The sequence below is a fragment of the Streptococcus sp. AS14 genome (genome assembly GCF_000286495.1).
GTDB classification, from domain to species: domain Bacteria; phylum Bacillota; class Bacilli; order Lactobacillales; family Streptococcaceae; genus Streptococcus; species Streptococcus sanguinis_P.
In genome coordinates this window covers 34,484-50,933 of the sequence record NZ_ALKI01000016.1, presented here as the reverse complement: position 1 = coordinate 50,933, position 16,450 = coordinate 34,484, and the positions used below count along the sequence as shown (strand labels likewise).

The 16,450-nt window shown below is 44.0% G+C and carries 16 protein-coding genes; all 16 read right to left on the bottom strand.

Annotation, left to right across the window (positions count from 1 at the left end; all coding sequences use genetic code 11):
• Positions 1–43 precede the first annotated feature (43 nt).
• Entirely contained in the window at positions 44–928 is an 885-nt protein-coding gene (locus tag HMPREF1150_RS03705; protein WP_009660107.1) for a transporter substrate-binding domain-containing protein, read from the bottom strand.
• Between the two features lie 15 nt (positions 929–943).
• Positions 944–1,945 (bottom strand): uroporphyrinogen decarboxylase family protein, encoded by a 1,002-nt coding sequence (locus HMPREF1150_RS03710; RefSeq protein ID WP_009660073.1) that lies wholly within the window; start codon positions 1,943–1,945, stop codon positions 944–946.
• An 87-nt stretch (positions 1,946–2,032) separates the two neighbouring features.
• On the bottom strand, positions 2,033–2,233 hold the full coding sequence (locus HMPREF1150_RS03715; protein ID WP_002928014.1) for a hypothetical protein: 201 nt from the start codon (positions 2,231–2,233) through the stop codon (positions 2,033–2,035).
• A 55-nt stretch (positions 2,234–2,288) separates the two neighbouring features.
• On the bottom strand, positions 2,289–3,335 hold the full coding sequence (locus tag HMPREF1150_RS03720; RefSeq protein ID WP_009660119.1) for a uroporphyrinogen decarboxylase family protein: 1,047 nt from the start codon (positions 3,333–3,335) through the stop codon (positions 2,289–2,291).
• A 209-nt stretch (positions 3,336–3,544) separates the two neighbouring features.
• The gene (glmS, locus tag HMPREF1150_RS03725) at positions 3,545–5,356 is read right to left on the bottom strand and encodes a glutamine--fructose-6-phosphate transaminase (isomerizing) (protein ID WP_009660061.1); all 1,812 of its coding nucleotides are present in this window, start codon (positions 5,354–5,356) and stop codon (positions 3,545–3,547) included.
• 353 nt (positions 5,357–5,709) lie between these two features.
• Positions 5,710–6,717 (bottom strand): type I glyceraldehyde-3-phosphate dehydrogenase, encoded by a 1,008-nt coding sequence (gap, locus tag HMPREF1150_RS03730; RefSeq protein ID WP_002899102.1) that lies wholly within the window; start codon positions 6,715–6,717, stop codon positions 5,710–5,712.
• A 321-nt stretch (positions 6,718–7,038) separates the two neighbouring features.
• Entirely contained in the window at positions 7,039–9,120 is a 2,082-nt protein-coding gene (fusA, locus tag HMPREF1150_RS03735) for an elongation factor G (protein ID WP_004185285.1), read from the bottom strand.
• A 240-nt stretch (positions 9,121–9,360) separates the two neighbouring features.
• Positions 9,361–9,831 (bottom strand): 30S ribosomal protein S7, encoded by a 471-nt coding sequence (gene rpsG, locus HMPREF1150_RS03740; protein WP_002893865.1) that lies wholly within the window; start codon positions 9,829–9,831, stop codon positions 9,361–9,363.
• A gap of 19 nt (positions 9,832–9,850) precedes the next feature.
• Positions 9,851–10,264, bottom strand: coding sequence for a 30S ribosomal protein S12 (gene rpsL / locus HMPREF1150_RS03745; RefSeq protein ID WP_002893867.1), 414 nt, complete (start codon positions 10,262–10,264; stop codon positions 9,851–9,853).
• Between the two features lie 215 nt (positions 10,265–10,479).
• Positions 10,480–10,944 (bottom strand): hypothetical protein, encoded by a 465-nt coding sequence (locus tag HMPREF1150_RS03750; protein ID WP_009660035.1) that lies wholly within the window; start codon positions 10,942–10,944, stop codon positions 10,480–10,482.
• Between the two features lie 21 nt (positions 10,945–10,965).
• Positions 10,966–11,781 carry a pur operon repressor gene (gene purR / locus HMPREF1150_RS03755; RefSeq protein WP_032905583.1) on the bottom strand — a complete coding sequence of 272 codons (816 nt, stop codon included), beginning with the start codon at positions 11,779–11,781 and terminating at the stop codon, positions 10,966–10,968.
• 92 nt (positions 11,782–11,873) lie between these two features.
• Entirely contained in the window at positions 11,874–12,818 is a 945-nt protein-coding gene (locus HMPREF1150_RS03760; protein WP_009660082.1) for a 3'-5' exoribonuclease YhaM family protein, read from the bottom strand.
• On the bottom strand, positions 12,808–14,064 hold the full coding sequence (gene rmuC / locus HMPREF1150_RS03765; RefSeq protein WP_009660111.1) for a DNA recombination protein RmuC: 1,257 nt from the start codon (positions 14,062–14,064) through the stop codon (positions 12,808–12,810). The genes HMPREF1150_RS03760 and rmuC overlap by 11 nt, the downstream gene beginning before the upstream one ends.
• 1 nt (position 14,065) lies before the next feature.
• Entirely contained in the window at positions 14,066–14,698 is a 633-nt protein-coding gene (locus HMPREF1150_RS03770; RefSeq protein ID WP_009660095.1) for a thiamine diphosphokinase, read from the bottom strand.
• Positions 14,691–15,350 (bottom strand): ribulose-phosphate 3-epimerase, encoded by a 660-nt coding sequence (gene rpe, locus HMPREF1150_RS03775; RefSeq protein ID WP_002893879.1) that lies wholly within the window; start codon positions 15,348–15,350, stop codon positions 14,691–14,693. The genes HMPREF1150_RS03770 and rpe overlap by 8 nt, the downstream gene beginning before the upstream one ends.
• A gap of 11 nt (positions 15,351–15,361) precedes the next feature.
• Complete coding sequence (gene rsgA, locus HMPREF1150_RS03780) at positions 15,362–16,240, bottom strand: ribosome small subunit-dependent GTPase A (protein ID WP_009660102.1); 879 nt, start codon at positions 16,238–16,240, stop codon at positions 15,362–15,364.
• Between the last annotated feature and the right edge of the window lie 210 nt (positions 16,241–16,450).

Below are 16,450 nucleotides of genomic sequence, written 5' to 3'. Positions count from 1 at the left end.
CCAACTTCTCAGTCAGCCTTTGATTATCGGCAGACAGCAACCACTAGTCCTTGTCCACATAAGAGAAGACATCTTCTCCGAAATACTTTTCAGATAGTTTAGCCAAGGTTCCGTCTTTTTCCAGTTCCTTAATTGCCTTCTCATATGCCTTGGCAAATTCTTCATTTTTTTCGTTTTTATGAAGCAGGGGGTAGGTCGGAATCCCCTTGTAAGGGAACCAAGTCAATTGATCCGCATACTGATGGTAAGATCCTTCCTTGTCTGTCACAGCTTTTTCAAAAGACAGCTTGATGTCAAAGAAAGCATCGTAGCGCCCTTCCAGAACCCAAGCATAAGCATCAGCTACCTTGAAGGACTCTGCTGCAGTCAAATCAATAGGAGCACCGCTATGCTTTTGGTTATACTCTTCGATAACAGCCCATTGAGCATTCTGCGGAGAGATTGGTACCAGCTTGCCATTTTCCTTGGCAAAATCATCAATGGTCTTGTATTTTTCAGCGTCTTCCTTGCGTATAGTGAAACCGATAATGCTAGCACCGATTGGGCTTTTTGGAATGATGAACTTCTTCGCCCGCTCTTCGGTGTACCAGGCTCCCTTGGTTCCGATGTCATATTTTCCAGATTCCAGACCGACTAAGAGATCTTCATCACTGGTACCAGTATATTCAAACTGATAGTCTGGCAGCTTTTCATCAATGGCCTTGAGAACAGCAACCTCATAGCCATCTGATTCTCCCTTTTCATCCACAAAGTCATAAGGAACATAGTTCTGTGTATGTGCCACTTTCAAAGTTATCACCTTGCCACTGCCTGATGCAGAACTGCTCGTCTTGCTAGATGAAGCACCTGTCAAGGTCCGCCCTAAATAAGTCGCCGCTACAATAGCAATCACTGCTGCTCCACCAATAATCCATTTTTTCTTGCTCATTCTTTCGTCTCCTTCTTATGCTAAGCTTGCTGCTTGGCGAACCCACTGAATCCGCTCTGTCTCAATATCGCTTGGAATAGTACAGTCAGCCCCGATAATCAAAGCTTCCTTGCCAGCCTCTGCTATCAGCCGCTTGGTCTCGTCTTGAATAGCTGCTTGACTGCCCGTGTAGAGCAGGCCGTCCTTGCCATTTTCAAAGCCACCGAGGACAGTCCGACCGCCAAATAATTTCCGGCCCTCCGCTAGGCTGATGCCTTCTGGCCCCACTGCCCAGTTGATGACCTGAGCTGGATAGTCAGTAAAAAGATGAACATCGTTTCGCGCGCCTTCGTAACCGCAAATGTGCAGGATATTCACTCCGCCAGCTGCATTGGCTGCTTCCAGCACCGCCAATTCACTAGGAGCAATAAAAGCCTTATAGTCTTCAGGCGACACCCGTGCATCCTGAATGCTCTGAACGCTGAGGTAGATTCCATCCGCACCAGCTTCCTTGATAATCCGCTCCGTCAGAGCTGCAATATCTTGAGCAATCACATCCAGCACCCGCTTCGTGAGCACAGCATCCTCTGCCAGGAAATCTGCAATGATATCATCCCCTCCGGCAACCTTGCCGACCAACCATTTGAAGTAGGTCACTGGTGCAAAAATATTGTAAATAGCGACCAAGTCCTCTGTAAAGCTAGCCCTAATCTTCTGAACCAGCTCCACCTGCTCACTAATCCAAGGGTGGTCAGCACCTATCGGCTCAATATCTGCTAAATCCTTGATAGATTGGGCTTTTTTCAAGCGCTCATTAGGATAAGCAAAATAACCATCACTCATCAGTTTGATAAAGTCTGGCTCGACTTCTGCCAGAAAAGCTTGATGACCAGCCAGATTTTTCTCAATAATGGCCTGATTTCCAAAACCAGACAGCCACTCCTCTTCGCTGGTAAAATGATGCCAGAAACCAACTGGCACTCGGTCAACGTACTCTCCTCTGAAAGCCTTCAGTACTAATTCTCTTTTTGAAGTCATCTTCTCTCCTTTTTTATTGTTCCTATCTAGCCAATGAGTTGTTTTTTAGCTTTTTCATTGGACTAATTCATCATTTTAAGTAAAATTCTAATCCGACAAGAGCAGAGCAGCGATATCATTGGGCTGCATCAAGCCAGTTGACTGCTCTGGCAGTTTCTTGAGCACCTGCAAATCATCTTCTTTTTTGTCTGAAGACTGATGAGCATAAATCTGACTGATGCTCAGAAAGGTTCCTATTATCAAGAATATCAGAGCAAGAGCTGCAAGCCTTTTTTGATACCGATTCATCTATCTTCCTCCTTGAAAGAGTTGAAAAATGCTCTTTAGGACTTTGGCAATTCCGTCAGAACTGAATAGCCGCCCGACGAATCCAGTCCAGTCTTTCTATTTCAAAATCATCTGGTACAGTGCAGTCAGCCCCTAGAATCACTCCCTGACTGCCAGTTTCAGCCAGCAGCCGCTTGGTCTCATTCTCTAATTCTGCACGACTGCCCGTATTTAGAAGAGCTGCTCTGCCATTTTCAAAGCCGCCCAGGACAGCCTGACCGCCAAAGAGCTTGCGCCCTTCCGCTAAGCTGACCCCCTCATGATGGGTTGCCCAGTTAAAGACTTGAGCCGGATAGTCTTTGAACAGTTCCAAATCATTGCTGGCTCCTTCAAAGCCGCAGATGTGGAGAATATTCTGACCGCCAGTCGCATTTGCCGCTTCCAGAACCTTAATCGTACTAGGCTCAATATAACGACGATAACTGGCCGCATCTACCCGATCGTCTTGAACTTGCTGGGTGCTGAGATAAATCCCCTCAATGCCCGCTTCCTCAATGATCCGCCTAGTCAAAATAGCAATATCAGTGGCAATGACATCAAAAACATGTCCTGTCAGCTCGGAATCCTCTGCCAGAAAATCTGCAATTTCTCTATCTCCTCGTGACCCTTCCCGGCGGAACCAGCGCTTAAGATAGGAGACCGGCGCAAAGATATTGTAGAAGGAAGCGAGGTCCTCTGGATAGCTTGCCTTTACAGCCTTCACCATCTCAATCTGCTGCTCAATCCAAGGATGATACTCGCCGATAGACTGGATAGCTGTCAAGTCTCGAATAGACTCAATATGATCCGAATAAAGCGCACTAGGATACTTAAAGAAGCCATCGCTCATAATCTTGACAAAGTCTGGCCGTGCAGCTCGAACATAAGCAGCATGCCCCTCAACACTTTTATTGAAAATCACTGGATTGTCCAGGCCCAGCATCTTTTCCTCTTGGCTTACAAAGTGAAACCAAAAACCAACAGGCACTCGGTCAACTTCTTCACCCCGAAAAGCTCTCAGCACTAATTCTTTCTTGCTGACCATCTCTTCCTCCTTCTTTGAATTTGTAATATATCTTACCATCCTCTCTTTCTCCTGGGAAATATATTTTCCCTATCAGCCTGATTAAAAATATTTATCAAAGCAAAATAAAAAAGCTAGACTAAACTAGCTTTCTCAAGGCTTTTCAGACTCTGCTGAATAACCTTATTTTTTGTACCCTTTTTAGATAAGTACCATATATATTTTCTATGGATGAGATAGGTAATTTTTATAGGCAATGGCTGCTGCGCTTATTCTACAGTGACAGACTTAGCCAGATTACGCGGTTTGTCTACATCCAGACCACGGTGCAAGGTTGCAAAGTAAGCAATGAGCTGTGTCGGTACCACCATAGAGATTGGTGACAGGTATGGGTGAACCTGATTGAGTACGATATCGTCACCTTCTTTACCCACATTCTCCTCAGCAATAGTCAGCACCTTGGCACCCCGAGCTACGACTTCTGAAATATTGCCTCGTGTATGACTAGCCAAGACTTCATCAGAAAGCAAGGCCAAAACTGGTGTCCCGTCTTCAATCAGAGAGATCGTACCGTGTTTGAGCTCACCAGCCGCGAAACCTTCACACTGGATATAAGAAATTTCTTTGAGTTTTAGGCTGGCTTCCATAGCCACATAGTAGTCTTGACCACGGCCGATATAGAATGCATTGCGGGTCGTTTCCAGAAGGCCACGGACTTTATTGTCAATCAACTCCTTTTCTGACAAAGTGGACTCAATAGACTGCGCAACTATGGACAGCTCGTGAACCAAGTCAAAGGCTGCCGCTTTTTCAGAAGCATTGGCATCGCCAACAGCTTTAGCCAAGAAGGCCAAAGTTGCGATTTGAGCTGTATAGGCCTTAGTAGAAGCAACCGCAATCTCAGGACCTGCATGCAGCAGCATGGTATGATTGGCTTCCCGAGAAAGCGTAGAACCTGGAACATTGGTCACGGTCAAACTTGGAATACCCATCTGATTCGCCTTGACTAAGACCTGACGGCTGTCAGCTGTTTCACCAGATTGGCTGATAAAGATAAAGAGAGGCTTCTTGCTAAGGAGCGGCATGGCATAGCCCCACTCAGAAGCAATGCCCAGTTCAACAGGTGTATCCGTCAGCTCTTCCAGCATACGCTTAGAAGCATAGCCAGCATGGTAAGAAGTTCCAGCCGCAAGGATATAGAGACGGTCAGCTTCCTGAACAGCCTTGACAATATCCGCATCTACTGATACTTGCCCCTTATCATCTGTATAAGCTCTGATTAGCTTACGCATCACAGTTGGCTGCTCGTCGATTTCTTTGAGCATATAGTATGGATAAGTCCCCTTACCGATATCGGACAGATCTAACTCAGCAGTATAGCTTTCACGCTCCAGAGTATTCCCGTCATAATCCTGCACTTCCACACTGTCTTTACGAACAATAACCAGCTCTTGGTCATGAATTTCCATAAACTGATTCGTCTCACGAATCATGGCCATGGCATCTGAGCAGACCATATTGTAGCCATCACCCAGTCCAACTAGAAGAGGTGATTTATTTTTAGCAACATAGATAACATCTGCATCTTCTGAGTCCACCAAAGCAAAGGCATAAGAACCACGGATAATGTGAAGAGCTTTTTTAAAGGCTTCTAAAACAGACAAGCCTTCTTCTTCAGCGAATTTGCCAATCAAGTGCACAGCAATCTCTGTATCTGTCTGCCCCTTGAAGTCATGATCAGCTAGGTAAGTATTCTTAATATCAAGGTAGTTCTCAATCACACCGTTGTGAACCAAGACAAAACGGCCAGTCTGTGAAGTATGAGGATGGGCATTGTTTTCACTTGGTTTTCCATGAGTAGCCCAACGAGTATGTCCGATACCAGTAGTCCCAGCAACATCAATGCCAATTTTAGCATGTAGGTCAGCGATACGACCGACAGACTTGACCAGACTAGAAGTTTTCCCTGTTGTTACAAAAATTCCAGCTGAGTCATAACCTCGGTATTCCAGCTTTTCCAAGCCCTGCATCAAAATATCTGTTGCGTTGCGATTTCCGACAACTCCGACAATTCCACACATAACGTTACTTCTGATTTCTAGCCTTAGAAACCAGCCCTTCTTATTAAAAATTGGTATAGTCTTCTTGGAGTCCAAAAACTCCAACAAAGCTAGTATACACACTGTTTTTTGGTTTGTCAAGTGCAAAATTGGTATAGTTTTCTTTAAGAAAACTATGCTTAGCTTCTCTTACCGCAAAACAGCCCCTTAAAGCATTTAGAAAAATGGACAGATGTATCAGAACTGACTTTCTATATGACTAATAAAGAATAGGAGATAGAGCTGTACATTCCCATAGCCCTGTCTCTGATAATTCTCGCAAAACAGTGCACAGAAAAAGAGACTCAATTGAGCCCCTTTCTTCTACTATTGAATTATTTAGCGATTTTCGCGAAGTATTCAAGAGTACGTACAAGTTGTGCAGTGTATGACATTTCGTTGTCGTACCATGATACAACTTTAACCAATTGTTTGCCGTCAACATCAAGAACTTTAGTTTGAGTTGCGTCGAACAATGAACCGTAAGCCATACCTACGATATCTGAAGATACGATTGGATCTTCTGTGTAACCGTATGATTCGTTAGCTGCTGCTTTCATAGCTGCGTTTACTTCATCAACTGTTACGTTCTTTTCAAGAACAGCAACCAATTCAGTAACTGATCCAGTTGGAGTTGGAACACGTTGTGCAGAACCATCCAATTTACCGTTCAATTCTGGGATAACCAAACCGATAGCTTTAGCAGCACCAGTTGAGTTAGGAACGATGTTTGCAGCACCAGCGCGAGCACGACGAAGGTCACCACCACGGTGTGGTCCGTCAAGGATCATTTGGTCACCAGTGTAAGCGTGGATAGTAGTCATCAATCCTTCAACAACACCGAAGTTGTCTTGAAGCGCTTTAGCCATTGGAGCCAAGCAGTTTGTAGTACATGAAGCACCTGAGATAACTGTTTCAGTACCATCAAGAATGTCGTGGTTAGTGTTAAATACAATTGTTTTAACATCATTTCCACCAGGAGCAGTGATAACAACCTTCTTAGCACCACCTTTAAGGTGTTTTTCAGCAGCATCTTTCTTAGCAAAGAAACCAGTCGCTTCAAGAACGATTTCTACACCGTCAGTAGCCCAGTCAATTTGTTCTGGGTCACGTTCAGCAGAAACTTTAACGAATTTACCGTTAACTTCGAATCCACCTTCTTTAACTTCAACAGTACCATCGAAACGACCTTGAGTTGTGTCATATTTCAACAGGTGTGCAAGCATTACTGGATCTGTAAGGTCGTTGATGCGAGTAACTTCAACACCTTCTACGTTTTGGATACGACGGAAAGCAAGACGACCGATACGACCGAAACCGTTAATACCAACTTTAACTACCATTCGTGATTTCCTCCTTATGAAAATCAAAAAATTTTTATGTGAAAAGAGTAACTTGAGTTGCTACAAATCACCTTTCAACATTTCTATTATATACTTAATTGAGGTAAAATGCAACTGATTTCATTGTTATTAACAAGTATTATGAATTCTTTCACTAACTTTCATTTCGACTTTCATTGATTTGAAAAAGCAAAGCAGTAACTTTCGAAAATGCGGGGATACAACTTACAAAATCAATCATTTCCCCTTTTTATTGAGGGGGCAGTTCTCCAAAAATAGAAAAAGCACCCGCAAATGCGAGTGCCAAGGTTTGCTCAAAGCTTAAGCTTCACCCTTGTTTTTCTTAATGATTTCTTCTTGTACTGACTTAGGTACATCTTCGTAGTGGTCAAATACCATCATGAAGGTACCGCGTCCTTGTGATGCTGAACGAAGAACTGTCGCATAACCGAACATTTCAGCAAGTGGAACATAGGCACGAACGATTTGGCTGTTACCATGAGCTTCCATACCATCAACACGTCCACGACGAGCTGTTACGTGACCCATAACGTCACCAAGGTTTTCTTCAGGAACAGTGATGGTTACCAACATCATTGGCTCAAGGATAGCTGGTTGGGCAGTCTTAGCAGCTTCTTTCAATGCAAGTGATGCCGCAACCTTGAAGGCTGTTTCAGATGAGTCGACATCGTGGTATGAACCATCGTAAAGTTTAGCTTTCACGTCAACGATTGGGTAACCAGCAAGGACACCATTCGCCATTGACTCAACCAAACCTTTTTCTACCGCTGGGATGAATTCACGTGGAACCACACCACCGACGATAGCATTTTCAAACTCGAAGCCTTTTCCTTCTTCGTTTGGTGTAAATTCGATCCAAACGTCACCGAATTGACCTTTACCACCAGATTGGCGTTTGAAGAATCCACGAGCTTGAGTAGAAGCGCGGAAAGTTTCACGGTAAGATACTTGAGGTGCACCTACGTTTGCTTCAACCTTGAACTCACGACGCATACGGTCAACAAGGACATCCAAGTGAAGCTCACCCATACCAGAGATAACTGTTTCACCAGTTTCAACATTTGTTTCAACACGGAATGTTGGGTCTTCTTCAGCCAGTTTTTGCAGAGCAACACCCATCTTGTCTTGGTCAGCCTTAGACTTAGGCTCAACCATCAATTGAATAACTGGTTCTGGAACATTGATAGACTCAAGGATGATTTTAGCTTTTTCATCTGTCAATGAGTCACCAGTAGTTGTATCTTTCAAACCTACGGCAGCAGCGATATCACCCGCATAAACAGTTTCAATTTCGTTACGGCTGTTAGCGTGCATTTGCAGGATACGTCCGATACGCTCACGTTTACCTTTAGAAGTGTTCAATACGTATGAACCGCTGTTCAGGACACCTGAGTAAACACGGAAGAAAGTCAAACGACCTACGAATGGGTCAGTCATGATCTTGAAGGCAAGAGCAGCAAATGGCTCTTCATCAGATGCAGGACGAGTTTCTTCTTCTTCTGTATCTGGGTTGATACCTTTGATTGCTGGGATGTCAAGTGGGCTTGGCAAGTAGTCAATAACTGCATCAAGCATCAACTGAACACCCTTATTCTTGAAGGCAGAACCACACAATACTGGGAAGAACTCAACGTTGATAGTCGCTTTACGGATAGCAGCTTTCAACTCTTCGTTAGTGATTTCTTCACCTTCAAGGTATTTCATCATCAATTCTTCGTCAGTTTCAGCAACTGCTTCCACTAATTTTTCACGGTATTCTTGAGCTTGCTCAAGGTATTCAGCTGGGATATCTTCTTCCAAAATATCTGTACCAAGGTCGTTAGTATAGATTTCAGCCTTCATCTTGATCAAGTCGATAATTCCGCGGAAGTCATCTTCTGAACCAATTGGCAATTGGATTGGATGAGCGTTTGCTTGAAGACGATCATGCAAAGTGCTTACTGAGTAAAGGAAGTCAGCACCAATCTTGTCCATCTTGTTGGCAAATACGATACGAGGAACTCCGTACTCAGTTGCTTGGCGCCAAACTGTTTCAGTTTGCGGCTCAACACCTGATTGTGAGTCAAGAACGGTTACCGCACCGTCCAAGACACGAAGAGAACGTTGTACTTCGATTGTGAAGTCCACGTGTCCTGGTGTGTCGATGATGTTTACGCGGTGGTTGTTCCATTGAGCTGTTGTCGCAGCAGATGTGATAGTGATACCACGCTCTTGCTCTTGCTCCATCCAGTCCATTTGTGACGCACCTTCGTGAGTTTCACCGATTTTGTGGATTTTACCAGTGTAGTAAAGAATACGCTCAGTTGTTGTTGTTTTACCAGCATCGACGTGGGCCATGATACCGATATTACGAGTTTTTTCAAGTGAAAATTCGCGAGCCATTTGGTTATTTCTCCTATTAATTTATTTTACAATTTATTATAACATGATTTAGCAAAAACGGATAGGCAGGACCTACCCGTTCTCAATGTTTATCTTGTTTTGTTGGTTTCAACTTGTAGATAAGTTGAATTGAACTCGGGCAAAAAGCTCAGAAAATAGATAAGCTTTTCTAGAATCTTTGATTCTGCGTCAAGCCTCCTAATTTTCAGTCGCTTTTTTAACGCCCTTAGTATCTTATTCTTACCAACGGAAGTGTGCGAAGGCACGGTTGGCTTCAGCCATACGGTGAGTGTCTTCACGTTTCTTAACAGCTGCACCGGTGTTGTTAGATGCATCCAAGATTTCTTTTGCAAGGCGGTCAACCATTGTGTGCTCACCACGTTGACGAGCAATAGTTACCAACCAGCGAAGTCCAAGTGTTGTACGGCGTTCTGGACGAACTTCAACCGGAACTTGGTAGTTTGAACCACCGACACGGCGAGCACGAACTTCAAGTACAGGCATGATATTTTCCATAGCTGTTTCAAATACTTCCAGCGCATCGTTTCCAGTTGCTTCTTTGATTTGGTCAAAAGCTCCGTAAACGATAGAAGCCGCTGTACCACGCTTACCATCAAGCATAACGCGGTTGATAAGACGAGTAACTAATTTTGAATTGTAAAGCGGATCTGGCAATACTTCGCGCTTAGGCGCTTGGTTTTTACGACTCATTTATCTTTCTCCCCATTCCTTATGCTTTTGGTTTTTTAGTACCGTATTTAGAACGGCCTTGTTTACGATCAGTAACACCTGCTGTATCAAGTGCACCGCGGACGATATGGTAACGTACCCCTGGAAGGTCTTTTACACGTCCACCACGAAGAAGCACTACGCTGTGCTCTTGCAGGTTGTGTCCGATCCCTGGGATGTAAGCTGTAACTTCAATCAGGTTGCTCAGACGTACACGGGCAAATTTACGAAGGGCAGAGTTCGGTTTCTTAGGTGTCATAGTTCCGACACGGGTTGCAACTCCACGTTTTTGTGGTGAAGATACGTTTGTTTGAACTTTTTTATGGCTGTTGTAACCAACGTTCAAAGCTGGTGATTTAGATTTTTCTACTTTTGATTTACGCGGTTTGCGAACCAATTGGTTAATTGTAGGCATCTACATTCTCCTGTATTTTTTTAATTTTGGTGATGATACACTTGGTGACAGCTATCATCTGCGTGTACTTTTGCAACATTTGTCAGCACGTCTCTGTACACTTTTGAGAGACCAAAAGTAAAAAGTACCGTCTATCATTATAGCACGACGATACTTTTCTGTCAATACATTTTTTCTATTTTAAGCTTATCTCTGCTTATTAGATTGCTGCTAATTTATTGCTGCGGCTGAGCCACTGCTTCTTCTGATACAGCAGCTGGATTTTCAGAAACAGCGGCCTGAGCTGCTTCCGGATCAATCAAGACTGCTATCGCCTGAATACGACTTTGGAATCTAGCTTTCGTCGCTGCATCCTTGACCTTCTCTACTGCAGTCTTAGCTAGCTGCAAATCTTCCAAAGTTTGCATGGTTTCAAGCTGTTTAACTGCTTCTTCTGCGGCCTGGACTGCTTGCTCCTCTTCCTGAATTTCTTTTTCCTGCGCTTCTTTTTGAGCAGAGGATAGCTGTAGGGAAGAGCTGCTTGATGCGATACTGGCAGCTGAACTAACTGAATTTCTGGTGGAATTAGCCTGTCCTTGCACAAAAACCATGCCAGTAATCAGAATCCCAAATAAAATCGACAATACTCCTAAACGAATCCACAGCGGACTGTGGTCAAACTTTTCTAAAACTGTTTTCATCTATAATCTCCGCCCTTTTCCCTAATCAAAAATATTTCCAATTTCCACATCAATGGTATTCGCCTTGACATCAATATTGGTTACTTTCAAGAGCGATTTATAGTCCAGATAATCGCGATTGGCCTGTGCATTGTCTGCAAAGACAGCAACACCTGCCAGCTCAGAGTCGAACTCAGATAAGAGGCTAATCATCCCTGTAATAGTCCCCCCACCTTTGAGGAAGTCATCCACAATCAAGACGCGGCTGCCGGCCTTGAGACTGCGCTTGGACAAGAACATCTTTTCAATACGATCTCCGCTGGAGCCCGATACATAGTTGACACTAACCGTTGACCCTTCTGTAATCTTTAAATCCCGACGAACGATGACAAAAGGTACATTGAGAACATTGGCTACTGCATTGGCCAAAGGAACACCCTTAGTCGCAACCGTCATGACCGCATCAATTTGTTGATCTTTAAAACTTTTGGCAATGATCCGTCCGATATTATTCAAAATGGATGGAGTGCTGAGCAGATCCGATAGGTAAATATAGCCCCCGGGAAGAATCCGATTGCTTTCAGACAGCTGATCACAAAGACCTTGCACAATGGTCTTAGCTTCTGTATCGGAGATGGACGGGCTAAAAATGACTCCTCCACCGGCACCAGTAATCGTTTCAATGGTCCCAATTTCAATCTCTTCAAAGGCTCGCTTAATAATGACAATATCTTCTGAAATAGAAGATTTGGCAGATTCGTATTTTTCTGCAAATGTATTTAAGCTCGTTAATTCATAAGGATGGTTAATCAAATAATTGGAGATAACCACCATACGCTCACTTCTTCTTAATTTCATTTTTTCACCAATTAAAGTTATTTTATTCATTATACCATAACAGAAACAAAAAAACGAACATTCTTTTCCAAGTAATGTCCATTTTTCGTATTTTACTGTTCAAGTTTTGGTTTGTAGAAAGAACGGCCTTCAAGAGCGAATATTTTATTGCTCATTTCACCTGGATCTACAAGTCCTAAGGCAGTAGTCATCATCATCATCTCCGCATCCAGATTATCAATCATATGCAGAATTTCTGCCTCCATAATCTTAGGACGTACAGGACTGCCATATTCCAAGAGACCATGGTGGCTGAGAAGCACATGCCGCAGGACGATTACTTCTTCTTTGCTGTCATCAATTTTCAGCTCCATCAGGGTCTTGGTCAATTCTTCATCAATCAAAGCGATGTGGCCAATCAGATTGCCTCGCACAGTGTACTCTGTATTTTCCGGACCGCTTAGCTCAATAACCTTGGCCAAGTCATGAAGCATGATCCCAGCAAAGAGCAAGCTTTTATTAAGCTGAGGATAAATGTCTCCGATAGCATCTGCCAGCTTGACCATAGTAGCGGTATGAAAGGCTAGGCCAGACTCAAAAGCATGGTGATTGGTCTTGGCAGCTGGATAAGAATAAAACTCCTTGTCGTACTTGCTATAAAGCGAGCGGACCACGCGCTGCCAGACCGAATTCTCAATCTTAAAAATCATCTGAGATAAATAATCTCGGATTTCTTTCTGGTCTACTGGCGGTTTTTCCTTGAAATCCGCTGGATCATTGGGCTCTCCAGCCTTAGGAAGACGCAGGGTCAGTTGATTTACCTGGGGCGTGTTATTGTAGACTTCCCGTCGACCTTGCATGTGCACGACCTTGCCAACAGTGAATTCTTCAACATTATGTGGCTGCGCATCCCAGAGTTTGCCCTCGATTACCCCTGTATCGTCTTGGAACGTAAAAGCCAGATAATTTTTCCCAGCCCTTGTCTGACGGACTTCTGCTGACTTGATCAGATAGAAACCTTCAAACAGTTCATCTTTTTTCATTTGATTAATCTTCATTGTTTTCCCTTTCTTCTGAAAAATCAAGTAAGTTCAAATCGAGGTCTTGGTCAGACAGCTCAATATGGCGTAAGGTTCTTTCGATAGCTCCTGTCCGCCGGGTTAATAGTTCATCAATGTTACCCGAAGCATGCTGCAAGTGTTTTTGTGCCTTGATCAGAATTCCACCGAACTTGTTAAACTCGGATTTGACAGAACCCAGAACCTTGCTTATGTCGTCCGCACTTTTTTGGATATTGAGCGTTTTAAAGCCGACAGACAGTGAATTGAGCAAGGCAGATAAGGTCGACGGTCCCGCCACCACAATCTGCTCCTCCCGCCGCAAACTGTCAAAAAAGGCTGGGTTGCGGACAACTTCCGAATAGAGACCTTCCGTAGGCAGAAACATGATACCAAAGTTGGTCGTGGCCGGCGGTGCCAGATATTTACTTTTAATATCCTTGGCAAAGCGTTTAACGCTTGCTAAGAGAGACTTGCGGTAGAGCTCAATCTCTTCCTTGTTGCCAGACTCATAAGCATCTTCCAAACGGTAGTAATCAGCCAGAGGAAACTTAGAATCAATGGGCAGATAGACATATTCATGCTCTGTCTGTCCCGGCAGTTTAATGGCATATTCGACACGCTCACTGGATCCAGCCACCGTAACAAACTCTCGCTCATATTGACTGGCCGTCATGATGTCCTCAATAATCTGCCCCAGCTGCAGCTCCCCTAGAATCCCTCGTGTCTTGGTGTTGGAAAGAACCTTGTTCAGCGTGCCGACATCTCGGGCAACACTCTGCATTTCTCCCAGACCGCGATTGACAGACTCCAATTGCTTAGAAACGGTCTCAAAAGAAGTCTGAAGACGAGTCTGAAGTGTTTTCTCCAGTTTCTCTTCAACAGTCTGCCGCATCTGCTCTAGACGGGTTTCATTGGACTCTTGGATTTGCCGCATACGCTCGTCAGTTTTATCCCGATTCTTGGTCAGGTTGTCACTGATTTCCAAGCGCAGCTCTGTCAAGTTGCGGTGCAAATCTGTCCTGACCTCGCTCAAACGATCTCCCAGAGCTAATTCCAGCTCTTTCTGAGACGTTTGCTTTTTCTGACTTTCCTGCTCCAAGCGATAGTCCAACTGATCCGATAGATGATCTGCCTGATTTTCCAAGACTTGCTTTAGTGTCTCGGTCTGCTGACTAAGCTTTTGCCATAAAAGAAAGGTCAGCACTAGATTTCCTAAAAGAATGAGGATGATTATAAACTCCATATCAGCTCCTGTCTTTGCTGTAAATGACGACTGTATAGCCGCTATCAAAGTCCAAATAAATGGGCTTATCTATAAATTCGTTAGAAGCATACACTTTTTTGAAAAAAAAGTTATCTTTGTTGAGTGGATATTTGGCTCCCTCAATCGTTAAGGCAGCATCATCCGATGGCAGAAAGGCTAAATAGCGCATGCCGGCTACTGATTTGATTTCATGGCGCCCCTTTGGAACATAGGTCAGCAGATTCTGTTCGTCTTCCAGAAAAATCTTCTCCATATAAGGTGCAATTTTTTCATTACTGGGCAGGAAGACATTGGCCAAGGCATGATCCAGACGGCCCCCAAAGGCTCCAAAAATAGTCAAACAAGCATCTGGATAGCGCTCAAAACAAGCTAGAACAGCTAACTCCAGGTCCGTATCATCCTTTTCAGGATGGGCCTGAACGACTTCCTTGGCACTATCTTTTATGCGCAGCAATTCTTCCTCGGTCACAGAGTCAAAATCCCCGACAGCCAAGTCAGGACAAACTCCCTGCTCAAGCAGAAAGAGGCTTCCACGGTCTACTCCGACTAAAACATCAAAATCTAAGCTAAAATGCTCCAAATTCCCGCCAGCAAACAGTGCAACCTTAGTCATGCAGGGCATCCCGTAAGGTCTGAACTTGATGATTGACATCACCTTTGAAGACATAGCTGCCTGCTACGAAGACATTGGCACCAGCTTCTTTAGCAATCCCAATGGTCTTATCGTCAATACCGCCATCCACTTCAATATCAAAATTCAGCTGATTGACTTCACGCAGAACGACCAGCTCACGGATCTTATCCATGGTTTCTGGCAGAAAGGCCTGACCGCCAAAGCCTGGATTAACTGTCATCACAAGGACTTGATCAACCAAATTCAAAACATTTTTGACTGCTTCGACTGGTGTTCCCGGATTAATCACAACACTAGGCTTGACCCCTGCTGCTCGAATCTTCTGCAGCGCTCCATGGATATGAGGTGTCGCTTCGGCATGGATGCTGATAATATCTGCACCGGCACGAGCGAATTCTTCAATATGATGTTCAGGATTGGAAACCATCAGATGGCAATCAAAGACTAGCTTGCTGTGAGGACGCATACTGGCAACAACCCCAGCCCCAAAGCTGATATTGGGTACAAAATGACCATCCATAATATCAATATGGGCATACTCAGCGCCTGTTGCTTCTAACTTTTTCAGTTCTGATTCAAAATTAGCATAGTCCGCACTTAAGATTGAAGGGGCAATTTTGAATGAAGTCATAGTTCTTCTCCTTATTTAGAATTTTTCTTGGCAACTTTTTTATAGGTCTCCCGACGATTTTCAATCTCGCTAAGAAATTGCAGATAATTATCAAAGCGGAATGAAGCTATCTGGCCGGCCTCAACTGCTGGCTTGACAGCACAAGCTGGCTCGTGGGTATGAGTGCAAGTACGAAACTTACAGGACTGGCTAAACTCAGCAATCTCTGGAAAAGCTTGATTGAGATCTTCAGCTGTGCTCACCTCGTAATCCAAAGACGAAAATCCTGGCGTGTCGGCTATCTTCCCACCGTTTAGATTGTAAAAGCTGACAGCCCGCGTCGTATGGCGGCCACGGCCCAGACTTTCAGAAATCTCTCCTGTTTCAAGCTGCAAGTCTGGGGCAATTTTATTGAGCAGAGTGGACTTTCCAACCCCAGTCTGTCCCATGAAAACAGTGATTTTCCCTGTCAGCAATGGCAGCAACTCCTCAGTCGTCTTAATGACCTCATAGCCGATGGCCTGATAGGCCTGTACATAGACATCCAAGCTCTTCTCATCTTCAAGCAGGTCTAACTTGCTGATGTAGATAATAGGATGAATCCTCTTATGCTCTAAAAGCACCAGAAAACGATCTAACAGATTGGCATTGAAATCTGGCTCTTTCGCGCTCATGATTACAACTGCCTGGTCAATGTTGACAATCGGCGGCCGCACGAGACTGTTCTTTCGCTCTGCTATTTTTAAAATATAGCCTTCCGAGTCTTTTTCAGCTGAAAATTCGACTTCGTCACCGACATAGGGTGTCTGCCCTTTTTTGCGAAAATTACCCCGCGCTCTGGTTTGATAAACCTGTCCGTCCGACTCCACATAATAGAAACCAGCCAGAGCCTTAATGATTTTTCCTTGCAAGATTGCTCCTTAAAAGTTAATACACTCATTATAACAAAAAAAGCGAGATTTAGCTTGCTTGTTTTGCATAGAAGACATTTCTTAAGGTTAGGTTCATTTTTCATAGAAAGCAGTTGTTTTAAAATACTTGAGATGAAACTGACATGATAAAAGCGAACAAGCTCAAAAGAACCTGTTCGCTTTTTCATATCGAATGAGATATTTACTGTG